Genomic DNA, 17942 nt, shown 5'->3' on the forward strand with positions numbered 1-17942 from the left:
TTATCCTTGCCTCCAGATGTTAGTTTGTTCAACCCAGTCGAGTCCGTCCTGCACGTCCTTGCACAGCAGGTTGATATGTCCCATTTTACGGTCTTTCTTCACGTCGCTCTTGCCATATAAATGAAGCTTCGGCACCACGCCGTATTCGGTGACGGCGATGCTCGGTCTGCCGCTGGCGCGGATCACCTGCTCCAGATGCTGGCCGAGCACGTTGACCATGACAACCGGGGTCAGCAGCGTCGTATCGCCGAGCGGCATGTTGCACACGGCGCGTACATGCTGCTCGAACTGCGAGGTGGCGCAGGCCTCCATCGTGTAGTGGCCGGAGTTGTGCGGACGCGGCGCCAGCTCGTTCACGTACAGCTGCCCGTCCTTCGTCACGAACATTTCCACGGCCAGCAGGCCGACCGCTCCCAAGTGCTCCACGAGCTGCTCCGCCAGTTTGCGGGCTTCCCGCTGAACCTGCTCCTCGACTCTCGCCGGGACGATCGACAGGTGCAAAATGTTGTTCACATGAATATTTTCTGCCACCGGGAAGCTTTTTACTTCCCCTTTTGGACTGCGGGCGGCAATAACTGAAATTTCGCATTGAAAATCAACGAATTTCTCCAGTACCAGCTCGCGGCCGGTGGCTGCCAGTTCCTCGTAAGCCGTCTCGAGCTGATCCTCCGAGCGGAGAACGATCTGGCCTTTGCCGTCGTATCCGCCGGTGGCGGTCTTCAGTACGCCGGGAAGTCCGAGCTCGGCAGCGGCCTCTCTGAGGCTTTCCAGGCTCGTAATTTCGCGGTACGGCGCCACGGGCACGCCCGCAGCTTCGATCGCCCGCTTCTCCCGGAGGCGGTGCTGCGTCGTGTAGAGCAGCGCGCTTCCTTGCGGCACGCTGGATTCCTTCTCCAGCAGCGCGGCGACTTCTGCGTCGACGTTTTCGAATTCGTACGTAATGACATCCGATGCCGCCGCCAGCCGGCGGGCTGCATCAACGTCGTCGTAAGCCGCTTCAATCTGTCCTGCCACCTGCCCGCAGGGCGAATCCTGCGTCGGATCGAGCGTGATGAAGCGGTACCCCATAGCGGTCCCGGCCAGCGCCATCATTCGTCCCAGCTGGCCGCCGCCCAGAATGCCGATGGTGGAACCAGGGAGCCATGTCTGCTGCGATGCCTGATTGCTGCTCATAGCGAATCACTGCTTTCCAGCACTTCGTCGCGGATGGCATCTCTTCGAGCTTGCACCCGCGCTTGAACCTCGCTGTCATAGGCCCCGATGATTTGCGCGGCCAGGAGGCCCGCATTCGTGGCGCCCGCCTTGCCGATCGCCACCGTCGCGACCGGAATGCCGCCCGGCATTTGAACGATCGACAGAAGCGAATCCAGGCCGTTCAGCGCCTTGGACTGCACAGGCACGCCGATGACCGGCAGCGTCGTCTTGGACGCTACCATGCCCGGCAAATGCGCGGCACCGCCGGCTCCGGCGATGATGACCTTGAGGCCGCGCTCCGCCGCCTGCTCCGCAAAGGCGAACATCAGGTCCGGCGTCCGGTGCGCGGACACGACCTTTTTCTCATACGGAATTTGCAGTTCGTCCAGGACGAGACATGCATGCTGCATCGTTTCCCAATCCGATTTGCTGCCCATAATGACAGCGACCGCTGCTGACATGTTTCAACCCACTTTCCAAAAGTTTTTTATTCATTCGGGAGAGACCCAAAAAGGCCCGGTGCCCGAGAAATACGTTGACTTTCAGGATACCGGACCGGGTAAGGAATACCGCTGCCGCAAACGCAGCAAGGAGGGAAGCCTTTCCGTCCATCGGAACCGGCGACTCCTCAGCAGTATTCCCTCGTAGTCCGGACATTTACGGTATCCGGGTAGAAACTTCCGGGCCATATCCCCGGCATTATACGAGATCAATTCATTCGATTATTTGTTCATTCCCTTAACCATCCAGCGATGGTTCTCTGCCTCTTCCAAATCCATTAAGGCTTTACACCTAACAGTTTAACAATCCCCTACACAACATGTCAACTAAAACACGAACAATTAAAACAGTGTAAAATCGAATGTTCGGATTTTGCCGCTGATCATTCCTAAAACAAAACCAGTGCACCCCATATTCGGGGCACACTGGCTTACAATTCCATCATTTATTTAACGACAAGCACCGGAATGGTCGCATGCTGCACAACGTTGTGGCTGACGCTGCCGAGCACGAACTCCCGGATTCCGCCCAAGCCGCGGCTGCCGATCACGATCAGATCATTGCCTTTTTCCTTGGCATATTCCAGAATGACTTCCGCAGGTCCACCCTGGATCATCTCCGCATTGTAGGCGACGCCTTCGCCGTCGAGGCGTTTCTTCACTTCCGCGACCGTCTGCTCAGCGAGTTCATAGAAGTCCTGGTTGACGGATGCCGGAATCGGAGCCATGCCTTCGCCAATGAATACGCGCGGAAAATCAAAGACGTGTACGACGTCGATGACCGCGTCAGGCGCCGCTTTCGCCAGTTCGATTGCACGTTCAAGAGCCTTATTGGAAGCTTTGGAACCATCATAAGCTAAAAGAATTTTGGAAAATAACATGTGGACCCACCTGCGCTTTCTCTGTATGAAGTGTGAATTGAGATGTTATTAAACCGAATTAGCAAGAAATGAACCATGTTGTACCATCAAGCGATAAAATCAACTCATGAAAAATGCGTACAGAACTGCGTTGACGAACAGCAGCAGCGGTATCCCGACCCGAAAGCTCAGATGCCTGGTCTTATGGCGTTTGCGGTACATGGCGATCAGTACGCCCAGCGCCCCGCCGATGGCGGCAAGCAGAAAGAGCGTTCTTTCCGGCACACGGTCACGCCTGTTTCTTGCCCTTCTTTTATCCTCGGACATGATCAGGTAACCTACCGCGTTGATAAAAATAAACCAGATCAAGAGCGCCGTCCTCACTTACACTACCACCCCCGTTCTACTGCTTGCTTCTATTATAAAACTTTACTAGCCAAGAGACAAACCGCCAGGCATCCGTCTGCCAGTATTCCCAGCAAAAACGCCTACCTGGCGGAGTTTTCCTAAATAAAGATGGAGCAAGTTTCCTCTCCATTATGAGAGATTCCTCAGTCTGCTAGCCAGATTCTAGCTGTGCCGGCGATAGGCCAAATAGGTTTAATGCATGTATACTTAGGTCGATCAGCCAGAGCATGCAGCCCGGGTCTTTCAGGCTATTAACCGTTCTTTTTCTCCATCGCCGCTTTCAGCAGCTCGCCGAGGTTCGAGCCCATCGGCTCCTGCTTCTTGGCATACTGCTGCACCAGCTTGCGCTCCTCGCGCTTGTTGACGTGCTTGCTGTCCTTGTTGACTGTCTCCGTGATGCCGCAGGACAGGCACTGTACATACAGGCCGGCTTTGCCTTCCTTCATCTCCATCTTTTTGTGGCACTGCGGGCAGCGGCGGTTGGACAGGCGCTTCTCGTCCGAACGGCGGTAGCCGCAGTCCTCGCTCGGGCAGACGAGCATCTTGCCGCGCTTGCCCTTCTTCTCCAGCAGCCGGGTACCGCAGTCCGGGCAGTGGCTGTTCGAAACGTTGTGCGGCTTGTAGTCCGCCTTGCTGTTCTTTACGCCTGCCACCAGTTCCTTGGACATGCCGCGGATTCCCTTCAGAAACGGCTCCGGCTGCCCCTGGCCGCGGGCGATCTTCTCCAGCTCGGCTTCCCACTTGGCCGTCAGCTGCGGCGTCCGCAGCTCCGGCGCAACGAGTCCGATCAGCTGCTTGCCTTTGCCCGTCGGATGCAGTGCGTTCCCCTGGCGCTCGATCGTATCGGAGTTCACCAGCTTCTCGATAATGTCCGCGCGCGTCGCCGGGGTGCCGAGTCCGTGCTTCTCCATCTGGGACAGAAGCGTAGCTTCGGTATACCGCTTCGGCGGCAAAGTCCGGCCGCCTTGCATGATGACCCGCTGCACCTTGACGGCTTCGCCCTCGTTCAGCACGGGAAGCTGGGCTCCGCTCTCTTCGCCATCGGTATCAGACGACGAATCCTCGTCCGATTCGTCGGAGACATCTCCGCCGTATACCTCGCGCCAGCCGCTCTCCTTGATCGTCGTCCCTTTCACATGAAGGGACTCGCCTTCCACGTCGATCGTTACCGCGACCGCGTCGTACCGTGCCGGCGGGTAGAACAGGCTGATGAAGCGCCGGACGATCAGGTCGTACAGCTTGCGTTCTTCAGTGTTCAGCTGATTCAAAAGCACTGTCTCTTCCGTCGGGATGATCGCGTGGTGATCGCTGACTTTCGAATCGTCCACGACGCGTTTGGTGATATTCAAATTTTTCCGCAGCAGCGGACGCGCCAGGGAAGCATATGGTCCGATGGCCACGCTCTCCAGGCGTTCCTTCAGCGTGCCGGTCATATCCGACGTCAGATAGCGGCTGTCGGTCCGGGGATAGGTGACGAGCTTGTGCTGCTCATACAAACGCTGAAGCACGCCCGACGTCTGCTTCGCGGAAAAGCCGAACCGGCGGTTCGCATCCCGCTGCAGCTCGGTCAGGTCGTAAGCGAGCGGATGAGGCTCGACCTTCTCCGTCTTCTTCACCTTGACGATCCGGCCGGACGAGCCGTCCAGCTTGCGCTTCAAGGCTTCGGCCGCGCTCTTGTCAAAGATGCGGGCGTCACCATTGTTCCCCCGCCACACCGCGGCAAATCCGCCGAAGTCGGCCTTGATCGTGTCGTACTCCTCCGACCGGAAATTTACGATTTCATTTTCCCGGTCCATGATCATGCCCAGCGTCGGGGTCTGCACCCGTCCTGCGGAGAGCTGCGCCCCGAATTTGACGGTGAGCGCCCGCGTCACGTTCAGGCCGATCATCCAGTCTGCTTCAGCCCGGCAGCGCGCGGATTCGTACAGCCGGTCGAACTGGTTCCCCGGCTTCAACGAAGCAAAACCTTCCTTGATCGCCTTGTCTGTCTGTGAAGATATCCAGAGCCGCTTGAACGGCTTGTTCCATTTTCCCATCTTCATGATCCAGCGGGCGAGGAGCTCCCCCTCCCGCGCGGCGTCCGTCGCCACGATCAACTCGCCGACGTCCTGGCGGCGGAGCTGCTGCTGCACAACCTTGAACTGCTGGGCGGATTCACGCAGCACCTTCAGCTTCATCGAATCCGGCAGAATCGGCAGATCCTCCAGGTTCCAGGTTGCGTATTTATTGTCGTAATCCTCGGGCTCCGCGAGTCCGACCAAATGGCCCAGCGCCCAGGTGACGATATATTTCGGACCTTCGATATATCCTTTATGCTTGTCGCGGCTTCCCATGACGCGCGCAATTTCGCGGGCCACGGAAGGCTTTTCGGCTAATACCAATGATTTCATGACGTACCACCCTTTCTTTCCGTCCTATTATAACATTGAATCCGGCAGCGGATGCAAAAGGAAGGTAACCCTGTTTTATCTTATCGCCTGTGCAAAATAAAATCCCCCAGCGGAACCTCGGCAGGAGCCGAGGATGCCACTGAAGGACCTGGGGTGGTGCGGTGAATGCCTAATCCTGTTCCTGCTTCGGAATTTGGTTCAGGCTCGGCGGAAATTTAGCAGCTTTATCCGGATGCAGCGTGGTGTATTCCTGTTTCCGGCTCGCTCTGTTTGGCAGGTTACTGTCTTTAACCGGTTTACGATGCGGCATGCTTATCCCCCCTTATCCTTTAACAATCCCCCGATCGGGACGGAATTATCCATGGGGCCCTTGGGATGCCTTCGTTCGTTCAGTTCGTTTCATTCAATAGAAGATACGCATCAAAATAATGCGACCCGTCCTCGGCTTGTCCGCTCACGTACACCCGGCCGCCGGACAGCTCTGACCGTTTCACCACCATGTCATCCCCCAATCGGGCCTCGTGATGGTAGGTGATCCGAAAACCCGCACAAGAATAACCCGTAAGCTCCTCCTTGGTCAGCGTATCCATGCACAGATCGGCATAACGGGAATTGTTCAGATGCAGATTAGCGTCGATCCCGCTGTAGCGTACCACGGAGCGGTACGATTCATGCAGCGGCATATCCTCAGGTATAGTTACTTTATCCGGTGCTTCACCGGCCGAGTCCTCTTCATTAATGTAGACGTCAAAAGGAAACTTGGATGGCCGCAGCATTCTGCGTTTCTGGATGTCCACGAGCGCCCAAATGCTGCACGCTTCGCCGAGAATCTCCCCGCCGCTGCCATAAATCACAAAGTCCCGCTGCCACAGGGCCCCTCTCGGGCCTTTGTTCCAGGTCTCGACGTTGATTTGCTCCAGCGCCTTCGGCATCCGGCTGATGCGCAGATCCATTGTAATCAGCATCCAGCCCATGCCCGCTTCGATCATCTGGTCCCTCGTTGCCCCAAGCTGCTCCAGATCGGCGTCGGCCGTTCTCTGCGCCAAAGACAGCAGTACCGACAGCCGCGCTTCGGATTTAAAATCGATATCGTTGGAATGGATTAAGTAGGTTTCGGTCCACTTGTTGCCCATGCTATGCGCTCTCTCCTCTTTTTACGTTAAAATTATACTCGTACGTTGTTAGCCAGCCTTTCCATTTGGTGAAAAAGCCCGATCTTTCATCGGCTGCGCCCTTTCCCTGTATGTATAAGAAGCAGCGGAACGTTCATCCTAAGGCCACAACATCGGCGGAATTTAAGTTAATGTTAAGAAATTCGTGACCATAATGTTAAGGGTTTCGGTTTATAATGCTATACATCAAGCATACTCCTAGTTTCCACAATATTCAAAGAGGTGTGAATGCCGTAATGTCCAGAGAAGCGATCCTGCTCGTCGATGACGAGAAAGAAATTATCGAACTGATTGAAATTTATTTAAAAAATGAAGGATACACCTTATATAAAGCATCCAATGGACTGGAGGCACTCGGAGCGCTGCAGAGCCATCCGATCGACCTCATCATCCTTGATGTGATGATGCCCCAAATGGACGGGATTCAAGCCTGCATGAAAATCCGGGAAAAGAACAACACCCCCATCATCATGCTGTCCGCGAAAAGCCAGGATATCGATAAAATTTCCGGCCTGAGCATCGGTGCCGACGATTACGTCACCAAGCCGTTCAATCCGCTGGAGCTGGTCGCCCGCGTCAAATCGCAGCTGCGCCGGTACAAGCTGTTAAATTACCGCGATACCACAGCCGAGGACGAAATCGTAATCGACGATTTGGTCATCAATACCGCCACCCATACGGTGACCGTCGGGGAGCAGGAAGTGAAGCTGACGCCCCGCGAGTTCGACATTTTAAAGCTGCTGGCCGTCAATCAGGGCATCGTGCTCAGCATGGACAAAATTTACGAAGAGGTCTGGAACGAGCCGTTCATGGAATCAAAAAACACGGTGATGGTCCATATCCGGAAGCTCCGCGAAAAGATCGAGAAGGATACTCAGCATCCGGCCTACATCAAGACCGTCTGGGGCATCGGCTACAAAATGAAATCGGCGAAGGAGGTGTAGAGCACTATGACCACCAAGGTATACATCGGCATCCGCTGGAAGTTCCTTGCCGTGTTTCTCGGCTGCACCGGGCTGACGCTGCTGTTCGTGCTGCTCGGCCGCCTGCTCGCCTCTTATATCATTGTGCGCCCGCCTTATAATGTGCCCCTGATTTGGGTGATCAACCATATCGGCTCAAGACCGACGATCGGGGTGTTCGGTGTCGTCTTTTTCCTGTCCCTCTACGTGGCTTCCACCCGGCCCCTCGTTCGTTATGCCAAAGAGCTGGCTGGAGTCCTGGAGGACATGGCCGGCGGCCGGCTCCAAGCTTCCGTTAGTGTGAAAGCTGCCGATGAGCTCGGAACGATCGCGGAAAACATGAACAGCCTGTCCGGGCAAATTCATACGTACCTGGAGGAAATCAGTTACGGGCTGGCGGAGATCGCCAAGGGACATTTCGATTACGAAATTCCGGTTCGGGAAAACCATGAGCTCGGCCGGATTGCCGACAGCATCAACCAGATGAGCGCTCAGCTGAATCGCTCCATTCAGGAGGAGCGTAACGCCGAGAAGACGAAAAACGATCTGATCACCGGTGTATCCCACGACCTGCGGACCCCGCTGACCTCCATTCTCGGATTTTTAGAAATCATCGATAAAGACCGATATGCCGACGAGGTGGAGCTTCGCTATTACATGAACATCGCTTACGAAAAATCGCTCAGCCTCAAGAAGCTGATCGACGACCTGTTTGAGTATACGCGTATCAACAACGGCATGCCGCTGCACCTGCGCAAGCTGGATGTAACCGGATTGATCCGGCAGCTGGCCGAGGAGTTTGTGCCGAGCTTGGAGCAGGCGAACATGATTCTGCAGATTCACGCGCCGGAGCAGCCGGTCATCATTCAAGCCGACGGCGACCACCTCGTCCGGGCTTACGAAAATCTCATTTCCAATGCCATTAAATATGGAAGCAGCGGCAAATATATCGACGTTTACATCGAAAAGGAAGAAGCCTTTGTCCGCATACGTGTCTGCAATTACGGGGAGCCCATCCCCAAGCGGGATCTACCGTATATCTTCGAACGGTTCTACCGCGTAGAGCAATCGCGTTCCAAGGCGACCGGCGGTACCGGGCTCGGACTGGCCATCACCAAGAGCATCATCGACGTGCACGGCGGCGATATCTCCGTGGAGAGCTCGACGAACCAGACCGTGTTTGAGACCCGGCTTCCCGATCCGGCTGTGCCGGCATAACCACTTTCCTTTCACCATACAAAAAGCAGATAACCTCATCCCATCTGGGGAGTGCGGCTATCTGCTTTTTTGGTGCACGCTTATACAGAAAAACTTAAGCGTTTGTTAAGCATTTGGGTAGGCTCCCGTTAAGAACTCTCCTGTAATCTTAGATTCAAGTTAGAAGGACAGCAGGCATCGTCCGTGAGGAGAGCTGTTTGTCTCCCATGTCTGTCAAGGAAGGAGCACGAAATCCGTATGTACACCATCACTTCAAAATTGTTGGCCCATAAAAAAACGCTGCTCATCACGATTTTCGTGCTGATCTTCGCGCTGGCTGCCTATGTTCGGCTGGACTTTTTGCTTTCGGTCAACCATAAGGTTTCGCATGACACGCTGAATTACGACATCATGGTCCGGCAGCTGCTCGAAAAAGGGATCTACGCTTACAAGGATACCCAGTCGAACGCCCAGGTCACGCCGGGGTATCCGCTGTTTATGGCGGCCATCTACAAGTTGGTCGATTACCAGCATCAAGATCCGTTCCCCTACATCCGTTACATACAGGTCGTGATCAGCCTCGTCACCCTGTGGCTCATTTACTCGGTGGCCCGAAAGCTCTCGGGCCGGACCGTTTCGATGATCGTGCTGCTCATCAGCAGCGTGTATCCGCCTTTTATTTGGAGTAACGGTGCGGTTCTGACCGAGACGCTGGCCTGCTTTTTCCTGATGCTGTATATCCGTCTGCAGCTTGAAGCCTTCGAGCGCAGAACACGAACCCTCGCTCTGCTGAGCGGGGCGGCAATGGGCCTGCTGGTGCTGACGCGTCCGGAGTTTTTAATTCTGATCGCGCCGGTGTACGGGCTGTATTGGCTCTGGAAAAAGGAATTCCGCCTCACGCTCAAGCTGCTGCTGTTCACCTGCATCGGAACAGGGATCTTCCTCGTTCCTTGGGTGATCCGCAACATCGTGACCCTGCACGAGGTCGTGATCGCCTCCACCCAGGTCAATCCGTTTGCCGCCGGCACCTATCCGGACAAAAATTACAACGACGGCCTGGTCGACCGGCATGGCAAAACGCAGATGGAAGTCGCCAAAGAGCGGCTGAAGATCGGTTTTACGCAGCACACATGGCAGTTCGTCAAATGGTACACCGTCGGCAAGCTCAAGTACATTTATTCGAATATGTATTTTGGCAGCGGCCACAGCCCGTTATACCGCGTGCTTCCGAGCCCGCTGGGCAGCCTGCTGCATGTGGCACTTGTGTGGTTCTGTCCCGTGGCCCTGGCCGCATCGCTTCGGAAATGGAAGCAGCCATTAACGCTGATGATGCTGATCGTAGCAGTCATGACGGTTACCCGCCTGGCCTTCGTTCCTGAGTTCCGCTATAACTACACCGCCATGCCGCTGATCATCATGCTGGATGCGGCCGCGGGGATCGCCATCCTCCGCTGGGCGTGGCAGAAATGGACCCGCTCTTCAAATTCACGGAAAGGAGCTGTTACTTATGCTAAATCGACCGGAAAGCCATAACAAGCCGCACAGAGTGCTCGTGATCGTGCCCGCCTATAACGAGGCGGAGGGGATCGGGCAGGTCATCCGCCGGCTCCGCGAAGACGCGCCTTACGCAGACGTGCTCGTCATCAACGACGGGTCGAGCGACGCCACCAGCCGGATCGCCCGGGACGCCGGGGCCAATGTCATCGACCTGACCTGCAACTTGGGCATCGGCGGCGCGGTGCAAACCGGCTACCGCTACGCGGCGGAGCATCATTACGACTACGCCGTGCAGATCGACGGCGACGGTCAGCACAATCCGTGCGATCTGCGCAGCCTCCTGTCCGCCCAGTTTGATACCGGCGCCGATATGGTGATTGGCTCCCGCTTTATTACCAAAGAGGGCTTCCAGTCGACTTTCGCCCGCAAAATGGGCATCGGTCTGCTGTCCGCCCTCGTGACCCGGCTCACCGGGCAGAACGTGACCGATCCGACCTCCGGCTACCGCCTGTGCGGGCGGCGCGCCATCTCCCTGTTCGCCCGCGAGTACCCGACCGACTATCCCGAAGTAGAGGCGCTGATGCTGCTCTACAACCGGGAGCTGTCCTTTACGGAAATTCCCGTCGTGATGAATGAGCGTCAGGGAGGCGTCTCCAGCATCTCGGCCATGAAATCCGTGTATTACATGTCCAAGGTCATCCTGTCGGTCCTGCTCATGAAAACCAAGAAAAAGAGAGCGTGGGAAAACCGCTATGAATCTTAATATTTATCTCATCAGCTTTTGCATGAGCCTTGCCTTTGCCGGCACGATTTTATACTTGATCCGCAAGCGCAGGCTGCGCGAGCAGTACGCCCTGCTCTGGCTTTTGATGAGTGTGATCATGATGGCGCTGTCCCTGTTTCCGTCCCTTTTGGACGAGGTGGCGCAGCGGATCCACATTTATTACGCCCCGTCGCTGCTCTACCTGCTAAGCGTAGTCGCGGTGCTGTTCATCCTGCTGCATTTGACGATGGCGGTCTCCACGCTCACGCACCGGGTCATCGTGCTTACCCAAACGCTGGGCTTGCAGGAACAACGTATTCAAAAGCTTGAAGCCCAGGCGGAGGGAGGCTCAGAGGGCTCTATGGGGCTTGCTGCCGGTCCTGCCTTTGGGTCGCACCCGGGACAGACATCCGACCCGCATTTTGGACAGTCATCCGCACCTCATGCTGAACAATCATCTAGACCGCATCCTGAGCAGCCATCTAGACCGCATTCTCAACAGCCGCCAGAAGCGCATACCCTGCAGCAATCCGGGATGCCGTCTGGGGAATTCTCCGGACTCCATTCCGTGGAGCCCTGTCAGCGAATTTCTGCGGCGGCTTCTTCCGAAGATCAAATTATTGTGCCTTCTTCTTCGAGCACGGAGGTGAACCGCTAGTATGGCTTACTTGATGCTGCTTCTCAACATGCTGCTCCTGGTCGCCGGTCAAATCACCTGGAAAATCGGCCTGCAGCAGCAAGGTGGCATCCACCTTGGCAACCTATTGCAGGTATTATTTTCACCGCTGATTCTGCTTGGTATCGTTCTTTATGCAATCGCCACGGGATTGTGGTTCGTTGTGCTGTCCCGGCTGCCGCTCAGCCTTGCCTACCCGCTGCAAAGCCTGGCTTACGCCGCCGGTATTTTCGCCGCGTGGTATTTCTTCGGGGAAAGCGTTCCGCTGAACCGCTGGATCGGGGCCGCGGTCATCGTACTGGGAGCGGTCATCATTGCCGCCAAATAAAGCCCCCTGTTTGATTTTCAAATTTCAGAAAAGGAGTTCCATATCATTCCCATGAAAATACAAAAAACCGCCCTTCTGACTTCCGTTCTGCTTGCCGCCTACGGTGTGGTTCCGGCATCTGCCGCATCCGATCTGGAGCAAGAGCCTACGATCCCGCAGAAAGTGACTACGGCTCAAGCACCCGCAGCTCCTTCCGGAACGACGGTCATCTATTTAAACAGCAGCCGAATCCTGAATAGCGGCACCGAGTCCGCATTAAACCGTTCCACTGTCGTCAAAAAAGGAGTCACCTTTGTCAGCCTCCGCTCGCTTGCCGTCTCTTTGGGCTGTAAAGTGACTTACCAAGCCTCTACGAAAGAGACCACCGTATCCCGAGAAGGTACCGAAGCCAGGTACCGTGTACATACCAAGGCATATCAAGTCAACGGGGAGACGAAAACGATGAAAGGCGAAGCGTACGAGGACCGCGGCGTGTTGATGGTTCCCCTTACTTCGCTGACGGCTGCTTTTCATCTCCCTTATGTGCTCCAGGGAAACCAAATTACGCTACACCCTGGCGGTTCCGGATCTTCGGGGACGGACAAGCCAGAAAGTCCGCAAACGAACGAACCGCCGCTGGCCTATTTTACGACGGACAAAGATCAATACCGGATCGGCGAGCCGGTGACCCTGAGCGATCAAAGCACCGACGACGAAGACGCGATCACGAATCGCGAATGGACAAACAACGAACCGGCCTTTTTCGAGCCGGGTACGGTGGAAATCAAGCTTAAAGTCACCGACAAGCACGGCCTGACATCCGAATACAGCAAAAAAATCGAAATCACTTCCGAGGTGATGTACAGCCAAGAAGAATATGCCAAGCGCTTCACTCCGGCAGGCGGCACATTCCAGGTCAGCGGCAAATCGATCCTGTCCTACAAAGCGCTGCCCTACACCTACACGACCGAGCCGTATTTGCTGTTCCGGGCCAGCGGTCCGGAGACGGTCAACTCGGAAGGGATCCTGTACCAGGACATCCTGTCGGGACCGGCCCGGTTTCTGGTCCATCACAAAAACAACCTGGCCACAAAGGCACGCTTCTACCTGGTCGCCACCAATCCGAACGATACCGCGGCATCGATCCAGATCGAGAACGCGGGCGTGGCGGGGCCCACTCCGTATCCTGAGCTATCCGGCAGACTGGCTGGCGTCCGGTATTTGGAGTCCACCTTGACCGGCAGTGAGCAGCGAAGCGTGCAGATCGCCCCCGGCGAGAGCGTGGCCCTCTTTCCCAAGCTGAATGCTACCGCGGCTGCTCCCGGCGATGTCATCACAATGAATGCCGATGTCACCAGCGATGCACCCGTCGAATATACCATGCTGATGGTTCAGGCCGATCATGACCCGATTGTGGTCATGCCGTCTCTGCCTGATTTAAATCCGATCGAGTCCATCGTCCGCGGCACCTTTGCCGATTCGACGCGCGTGTTCGAATACGACGGCACGGTCGGAACGGAAGCGGAGCGCCTGCCGCTCACCGACAACACCACCGATCCTTTTCAGCGGGGGATGGACGGGATGCAGGACAGCGTTGCTATCAACTCCGGCAATTACGGTGTCCTGTATAAAATCATCCTGAACCATGTTGCGCCGGACACGCTCATCGCCTTCAACCCGCGTGGCGGTAGGTACTTCGGCTCGGCGAGGGTGAACGACCGGGTTGTCGAGATCAAGCACGGCGACGGCTCCCAGGACAGCGCCACCGTGCTGTACCGGACGCAGGCCCGGGAGGAGAAGGTGGAACTCTGGTTGTCCCCGGCCGCCGGCAGCAACCTGCCGTTTTCCCTGCTGTTTCTCCCTATTTCGGAAAAATAAAAAAGACCCGCAAAGCGTTTCAGCGCTTTGCGGGTCTTTTGGTCGGATCAAACTGCAGCTCTAACCGCACATTACACATTTTTCTGGACACTTCTCGTATTCGGCGGTCCGCCTGAAGCTGCACTCACCCCGGCTTTTGTATCCGTCCGAATCCACCAAAAAGCGAGCACTCCCGCAGCTAACGCTGCATATGCCGCCAAGCGGAACCCGCCTGCGAGCCCCCATGCCGAACTGATCCAGCCTGCGATAAACGGACCCATGAACATGCCGATCGCATAGACTGCCTGATAAAAACCCATTGCCGTTGCCCTTTTGGATGGCTCGATGTGGGCCACCGATTTGCCTAAAAGGAGCGGAAAGACCAGTCCTTGTGCCAGTCCATTAAAGATTTGCGTTACGCACAGCCAGCCAAAACTCGATGCCGCCGGGATACAAAACGTAAAAACAGCCGTTCCCACATACCCCACGGTTAGCACGGCCCTTGCCCCGAAACGGTTAACGAGGGTCCGTCCGGCAAACAGCGTAGCCGCCGCATGCGGCAGCATGAAAGACAGCGTCAGCCAGGCAAGGTCGTTCTTGCTTGCACCCAGGTCCAGCGCCTGATTCGGCGTATACCCAAACATCGTGATGAACAGAACGCAGTGCGCCAGGATCGACAGAAAAGAAACCCGAAACAGCGTCCGGTCACGCATAACCGGTGCCAAATCCTGAAGCGACATGGGGGTGCGCCCGGGATCCGGCTCTTTTTCCCGCAAAAATAAAGCAAGTACAAGGGCTACCACCGCAACGATGCCTCCAAGCCAAAACGGCAGCTGCCAGCTCCAACGCTCCACCAAATATCCGCTGACGAGCATGCTCGTCAATTGGGCGGCCACGGTGGTGAACTGCATCATGCTCATCGCCCGGGTTACTTCATGTTTCGGGAAAAAGCCTGAGAACGCGACGGTGAACACCACCCAGGTCGACGCGGCAATCCCTGCCATGGCTCTTGCAGCCAGCGCCCATCCCAAATGTCCGAACGCAGCAAACATCAGCCCACTTACCGCACTGGCGGCCAACCCCAGCCAAATAAATGGACGGCGCTTTTCCATAAAATCCGATAAAATGCCGAGCGGCAGCCTGAACAAAATTTGCATCAAACCGTAGGAACCGAGAACGATACCCAGATAGGTATAGGATGCCCCCAAATGCTCGATATAAGGCGACAAAATCGGAACATAAATATAAGACGAGAACCAGTACAGGAAAACAACAGAGATAAACAGCACGACCTGTCTCCTGGAGAAGGAGTCGTCCTTTGTTTGAGGTCGCTGTATCTCGTCCAAAGTTTTCGATGCACCACGGGCAACGGATTCATACGAATCCAGAGGTTCGGTGGAACGCATTTTTTTATGTCGCTTGGATTCCTGCTTTTGAATGCTCAACCCGTCACCCTCCTTTCGTTCTTAGAAGTTGGGAGTTTTTTCGAGTATAAAAAGTCTGGAAGACAAAGAAAGTCATCAAATGGATAGAAAGCAATATAAGTCTGATCCTTTTATATGTTCACCGATTCTATATTGCGTGACATTACGTAACAAAATAATGTGGTGAACCAAATCGGACAAGGACATGCCATAACTGCTTCATGTGCTGTAACGTTTCATCGTATGATCCCCAGTCCTGCCACTCTTCGGGATGATTGTGCAGCGATGCCGCTGCCAAGCCTAATACTGCCGCGTCAATCCGCCCCCTATCATTCCCGAACCTTTGGTCGATCCTGAGTGCAAGCGGCTGCATTGCAGGTCCCCGAAAATCGCCCGGTACCGATCCAACCTCTAACTGAAAACCCGCATGCCAACCAAGCCGCAAATCATATTTATAGCAGGTCTCTTCCAATAGGTTCCCCGTTGGCGTGCCTTTGAACGAGGGATCAGCAATCAGGGCTTCCGCGTCATTCGCCAAATCCACCACAGCATGAACCTGTGCTTCAATGTAGTCATCGAGTGACCTTCCTAAGGCTTCGGGTATAAATTCGCTGGATCTAGTGTTTAGCGATTGAAGCAGCTCAACTAATAGCCTTACGTTAATGTGATCCGACCCGAGCACCTCATGTGTGCTGACAGCCGCCTCAAACAAAGGAGCCAACAATGGAGAAAAAACGTCGATCGTCCCCTTTCGCTCCGGACCCGTAAAGCTATCCCCAAACGTAAAGGTGCAGCGCTCTGAAACATGCGGTCGAAGGACCAGGTGGCACGAGCCAAACCGCGGTGACGCACCGTCCGCATAATTCATCAGGTTAAGCCCACCATACTTCGGCCGTTCTTCGTTGGTTACTCCGGCCGCCTGGTAAGCCTTTCCAAATAAATGTTCCTCCCAGCGGTCACGATCACCACCAGCAAATGCCGTTCGGCTCCCGTTGGAGATCGAAGTCTCAAACTGTCCCCGGTACACCCCATCCTGAAGCAGTCCCTCAACCACCGAACGGCCGGTCGCGAGCAGACGATCGGGATGAAAATTGAGCGTAACCCGAGCAAAACGGCGAATATGATCAATAAGCAAGTCAACATCAATCGCGCTAAGTCCTTCTGCAGCCAAAATCCGGTCAATTACGCTGCGGGAAAGGCACTGCACATCCAAAGCATCCGTACGTACATACTGTACAGCTCGAGCTTGTGCTTCGGTCAAACTTACTCCTCCTTTATCGATCCCGGGGCAATCATACGAAGAGCCCTTGGCATGAACTTACAAACTTATGTACATGTGAATAACATTTAGACAAAAGTCAACTTAACATCACCACATGAATCATTTATGCCATAAAGCACACTTCAATTGTGAGTACTGGGGATGAAACTGTGAATTATGGGAATATAATTTATGATTATAATCCAAATTGGGCGGGGATGGTTCTCTTTTTTGTGCATAACCTTTGGAAAATCGACCAGGGAATATGTATTTGTGGATGAACGGACAAAACGGATGTGTTGTCCACATTGGGGATAAGAAATAAAAAACCACTGTCGATGTTATCAACAGTGGTCCTTCGCTTGGCAACGTCCTACTCTCCCAGGACCCTTCGGTCCAAGTACCATCGGCGCTGGAGGGCTTAACGGTCGTGTTCGGGATGGGTACGCGTGGAACCCCTCCGCTATCGCCACCAAACGTTCAAGTGTTTGATCACTTGAAAACTAGATACGAAACGAATCTGTGTTTTATTAAGCATATGCTTCCGTAGCAAGCTTTCTTTCAGAAAGCTTTTAGGATAAGCCCTCGACCGATTAGTATTGGTCAGCTCCATGCATTGCTGCACTTCCACCTCCAACCTATCTACCTCGTCGTCTACAAGGGGTCTTACATACTGGGAAATCTCATCTTGAGGGGGGCTTCACGCTTAGATGCTTTCAGCGCTTATCCCGTCCGTACGTAGCTACCCAGCCATGCTCCTGGCGGAACAACTGGTGCACCAGCGGTACGTCCATCCCGGTCCTCTCGTACTAAGGACAGCTCCTCTCAAATTTCCTACGCCCACGACAGATAGGGACCGAACTGTCTCACGACGTTCTGAACCCAGCTCGCGTACCGCTTTAATGGGCGAACAGCCCAACCCTTGGGACCTACTTCAGCCCCAGGATGCGATGAGCCGACATCGAGGTGCCAAACCTCCCCGTCGATGTGGACTCTTGGGGGAGATAAGCCTGTTATCCCCAGGGTAGCTTTTATCCGTTGAGCGATGGCCCTTCCATGCGGTACCACCGGATCACTAAGCCCGACTTTCGTCCCTGCTCGACTTGTAGGTCTCGCAGTCAAGCTCCCTTCTGCCTTTGCACTCTTCGAATGATTTCCAACCATTCTGAGGGAACCTTGGGGCGCCTCCGTTACTCTTTAGGAGGCGACCGCCCCAGTCAAACTGCCCACCTGACACTGTCCCCATACCGGATCACGGTACCAGGTTAGAACCTAGATACGATCAGGGTGGTATCCCAACGGCGCCTCCACCCAAGCTGGCGCTCAGGTTTCAAAGGCTCCCACCTATCCTGTACAGATCGTACCCAAATCCAATATCAAGCTGCAGTAAAGCTCCATGGGGTCTTTCCGTCTTGTCGCGGGTAACCTGCATCTTCACAGGTATTAAAATTTCACCGGATCTCTCGTTGAGACA

16 protein-coding genes, 2 rRNA genes and 1 riboswitch (1 of these 19 only partly in view) are annotated in these 17942 nt (G+C 55.0%); of the genes, 7 read left to right on the forward strand and 11 right to left on the reverse strand.

Features of this window, described 5'->3' with window-relative positions:
- The 7 genes from purK to MKY74_RS33365 all read right to left on the reverse strand — a co-directional run bounded on the left by purK (window position 1) and on the right by MKY74_RS33365 (window position 6485).
- A complete protein-coding gene (purK, locus tag MKY74_RS33335; protein ID WP_076176815.1) occupies window positions 1-1173 on the reverse strand; it encodes a 5-(carboxyamino)imidazole ribonucleotide synthase in 1173 nt (390 codons plus the stop codon).
- Complete coding sequence (gene purE, locus MKY74_RS33340) at window positions 1170-1655, reverse strand: 5-(carboxyamino)imidazole ribonucleotide mutase (protein WP_076176816.1); 486 nt, start codon at window positions 1653-1655, stop codon at window positions 1170-1172. Before purE ends, purK begins: the two co-directional genes overlap by 4 nt.
- Before the next feature lie 164 nt (window positions 1656-1819).
- Window positions 1820-1921: riboswitch (purine riboswitch) on the reverse strand.
- A 219-nt stretch (window positions 1922-2140) separates the two neighbouring features.
- Window positions 2141-2575 (reverse strand): universal stress protein, encoded by a 435-nt coding sequence (locus MKY74_RS33345; RefSeq protein ID WP_076176817.1) that lies wholly within the window; start codon window positions 2573-2575, stop codon window positions 2141-2143.
- 99 nt (window positions 2576-2674) lie between these two features.
- Entirely contained in the window at window positions 2675-2938 is a 264-nt protein-coding gene (locus MKY74_RS33350) for a DUF1294 domain-containing protein (protein WP_076176818.1), read from the reverse strand.
- Window positions 2939-3213: 275 nt separating this feature from the next.
- On the reverse strand, window positions 3214-5352 hold the full coding sequence (locus MKY74_RS33355) for a DNA topoisomerase III (RefSeq protein ID WP_076176819.1): 2139 nt from the start codon (window positions 5350-5352) through the stop codon (window positions 3214-3216).
- Between the two features lie 169 nt (window positions 5353-5521).
- The gene (locus MKY74_RS33360) at window positions 5522-5662 is read right to left on the reverse strand and encodes a hypothetical protein (protein ID WP_163880674.1); all 141 of its coding nucleotides are present in this window, start codon (window positions 5660-5662) and stop codon (window positions 5522-5524) included.
- A 79-nt stretch (window positions 5663-5741) separates the two neighbouring features.
- Window positions 5742-6485 (reverse strand): acyl-[acyl-carrier-protein] thioesterase, encoded by a 744-nt coding sequence (locus tag MKY74_RS33365; RefSeq protein ID WP_076176820.1) that lies wholly within the window; start codon window positions 6483-6485, stop codon window positions 5742-5744.
- A 275-nt stretch (window positions 6486-6760) separates the two neighbouring features.
- Between MKY74_RS33365 and MKY74_RS33370 the strand changes: the two genes are divergently transcribed.
- The 7 genes from MKY74_RS33370 to MKY74_RS33400 all read left to right on the forward strand — a co-directional run bounded on the left by MKY74_RS33370 (window position 6761) and on the right by MKY74_RS33400 (window position 13804).
- The gene (locus MKY74_RS33370) at window positions 6761-7468 is read left to right on the forward strand and encodes a response regulator transcription factor (protein ID WP_076176821.1); all 708 of its coding nucleotides are present in this window, start codon (window positions 6761-6763) and stop codon (window positions 7466-7468) included.
- 6 nt (window positions 7469-7474) lie between these two features.
- Window positions 7475-8704 (forward strand): sensor histidine kinase, encoded by a 1230-nt coding sequence (locus MKY74_RS33375; RefSeq protein WP_076176822.1) that lies wholly within the window; start codon window positions 7475-7477, stop codon window positions 8702-8704.
- A gap of 237 nt (window positions 8705-8941) precedes the next feature.
- On the forward strand, window positions 8942-10216 hold the full coding sequence (locus tag MKY74_RS33380) for an ArnT family glycosyltransferase (protein WP_076176823.1): 1275 nt from the start codon (window positions 8942-8944) through the stop codon (window positions 10214-10216).
- On the forward strand, window positions 10191-10943 hold the full coding sequence (locus tag MKY74_RS33385) for a glycosyltransferase family 2 protein (protein WP_076176824.1): 753 nt from the start codon (window positions 10191-10193) through the stop codon (window positions 10941-10943). The genes MKY74_RS33380 and MKY74_RS33385 overlap by 26 nt, the downstream gene beginning before the upstream one ends.
- Window positions 10933-11601 carry a DUF2304 family protein gene (locus tag MKY74_RS33390; RefSeq protein ID WP_244169465.1) on the forward strand — a complete coding sequence of 223 codons (669 nt, stop codon included), beginning with the start codon at window positions 10933-10935 and terminating at the stop codon, window positions 11599-11601. Before MKY74_RS33385 ends, MKY74_RS33390 begins: the two co-directional genes overlap by 11 nt.
- 1 nt (window position 11602) lies before the next feature.
- On the forward strand, window positions 11603-11947 hold the full coding sequence (locus tag MKY74_RS33395; RefSeq protein WP_076176825.1) for an EamA family transporter: 345 nt from the start codon (window positions 11603-11605) through the stop codon (window positions 11945-11947).
- Between the two features lie 51 nt (window positions 11948-11998).
- Window positions 11999-13804 carry a copper amine oxidase N-terminal domain-containing protein gene (locus MKY74_RS33400; protein ID WP_076176826.1) on the forward strand — a complete coding sequence of 602 codons (1806 nt, stop codon included), beginning with the start codon at window positions 11999-12001 and terminating at the stop codon, window positions 13802-13804.
- Between the two features lie 71 nt (window positions 13805-13875).
- Here MKY74_RS33400 and MKY74_RS33405 read toward each other — a convergent pair whose 3' ends face one another.
- The 4 genes from MKY74_RS33405 to MKY74_RS33420 form a co-directional block, all read right to left on the reverse strand.
- On the reverse strand, window positions 13876-15228 hold the full coding sequence (locus MKY74_RS33405; RefSeq protein ID WP_244169466.1) for an MFS transporter: 1353 nt from the start codon (window positions 15226-15228) through the stop codon (window positions 13876-13878).
- A gap of 142 nt (window positions 15229-15370) precedes the next feature.
- Complete coding sequence (locus MKY74_RS33410) at window positions 15371-16468, reverse strand: DUF3626 domain-containing protein (protein WP_144025547.1); 1098 nt, start codon at window positions 16466-16468, stop codon at window positions 15371-15373.
- A gap of 360 nt (window positions 16469-16828) precedes the next feature.
- Window positions 16829-16945: ribosomal RNA gene (rrf, locus tag MKY74_RS33415) — 5S ribosomal RNA — on the reverse strand.
- A 96-nt stretch (window positions 16946-17041) separates the two neighbouring features.
- Window positions 17042-17942: ribosomal RNA gene (locus MKY74_RS33420) — 23S ribosomal RNA — on the reverse strand (it continues 2028 nt past the right edge of the window).

Origin of the sequence: Paenibacillus sp. FSL R5-0378 (genome assembly GCF_038009285.1) — a bacterium.
GTDB lineage: Bacteria > Bacillota > Bacilli > Paenibacillales > Paenibacillaceae > Paenibacillus_AQ > Paenibacillus_AQ favisporus.

Excerpts from the sequence above, each read along its gene's own strand:
- purE (WP_076176816.1), bottom strand. The coding sequence starts at position 1,655 with ATGTCAGCAGCGGTCGCTGTCATTATGGGCAGCAAATCGGATTGGGAA.
- MKY74_RS33380 (WP_076176823.1), top strand. The coding sequence starts at position 8,942 with ATGTACACCATCACTTCAAAATTGTTGGCCCATAAAAAAACGCTGCTC.
- MKY74_RS33395 (WP_076176825.1), top strand. The coding sequence starts at position 11,603 with ATGGCTTACTTGATGCTGCTTCTCAACATGCTGCTCCTGGTCGCCGGT.
- MKY74_RS33355 (WP_076176819.1), bottom strand. The coding sequence starts at position 5,352 with ATGAAATCATTGGTATTAGCCGAAAAGCCTTCCGTGGCCCGCGAAATT.
- MKY74_RS33365 (WP_076176820.1), bottom strand. The coding sequence starts at position 6,485 with ATGGGCAACAAGTGGACCGAAACCTACTTAATCCATTCCAACGATATC.
- MKY74_RS33390 (WP_244169465.1), top strand. The coding sequence starts at position 10,933 with ATGAATCTTAATATTTATCTCATCAGCTTTTGCATGAGCCTTGCCTTT.
- MKY74_RS33370 (WP_076176821.1), top strand. The coding sequence starts at position 6,761 with ATGTCCAGAGAAGCGATCCTGCTCGTCGATGACGAGAAAGAAATTATC.
- MKY74_RS33345 (WP_076176817.1), bottom strand. The coding sequence starts at position 2,575 with ATGTTATTTTCCAAAATTCTTTTAGCTTATGATGGTTCCAAAGCTTCC.
- MKY74_RS33385 (WP_076176824.1), top strand. The coding sequence starts at position 10,191 with ATGCTAAATCGACCGGAAAGCCATAACAAGCCGCACAGAGTGCTCGTG.
- MKY74_RS33375 (WP_076176822.1), top strand. The coding sequence starts at position 7,475 with ATGACCACCAAGGTATACATCGGCATCCGCTGGAAGTTCCTTGCCGTG.
- MKY74_RS33400 (WP_076176826.1), top strand. The coding sequence starts at position 11,999 with ATGAAAATACAAAAAACCGCCCTTCTGACTTCCGTTCTGCTTGCCGCC.
- MKY74_RS33360 (WP_163880674.1), bottom strand. The coding sequence starts at position 5,662 with ATGCCGCATCGTAAACCGGTTAAAGACAGTAACCTGCCAAACAGAGCG.
- purK (WP_076176815.1), bottom strand. The coding sequence starts at position 1,173 with ATGAGCAGCAATCAGGCATCGCAGCAGACATGGCTCCCTGGTTCCACC.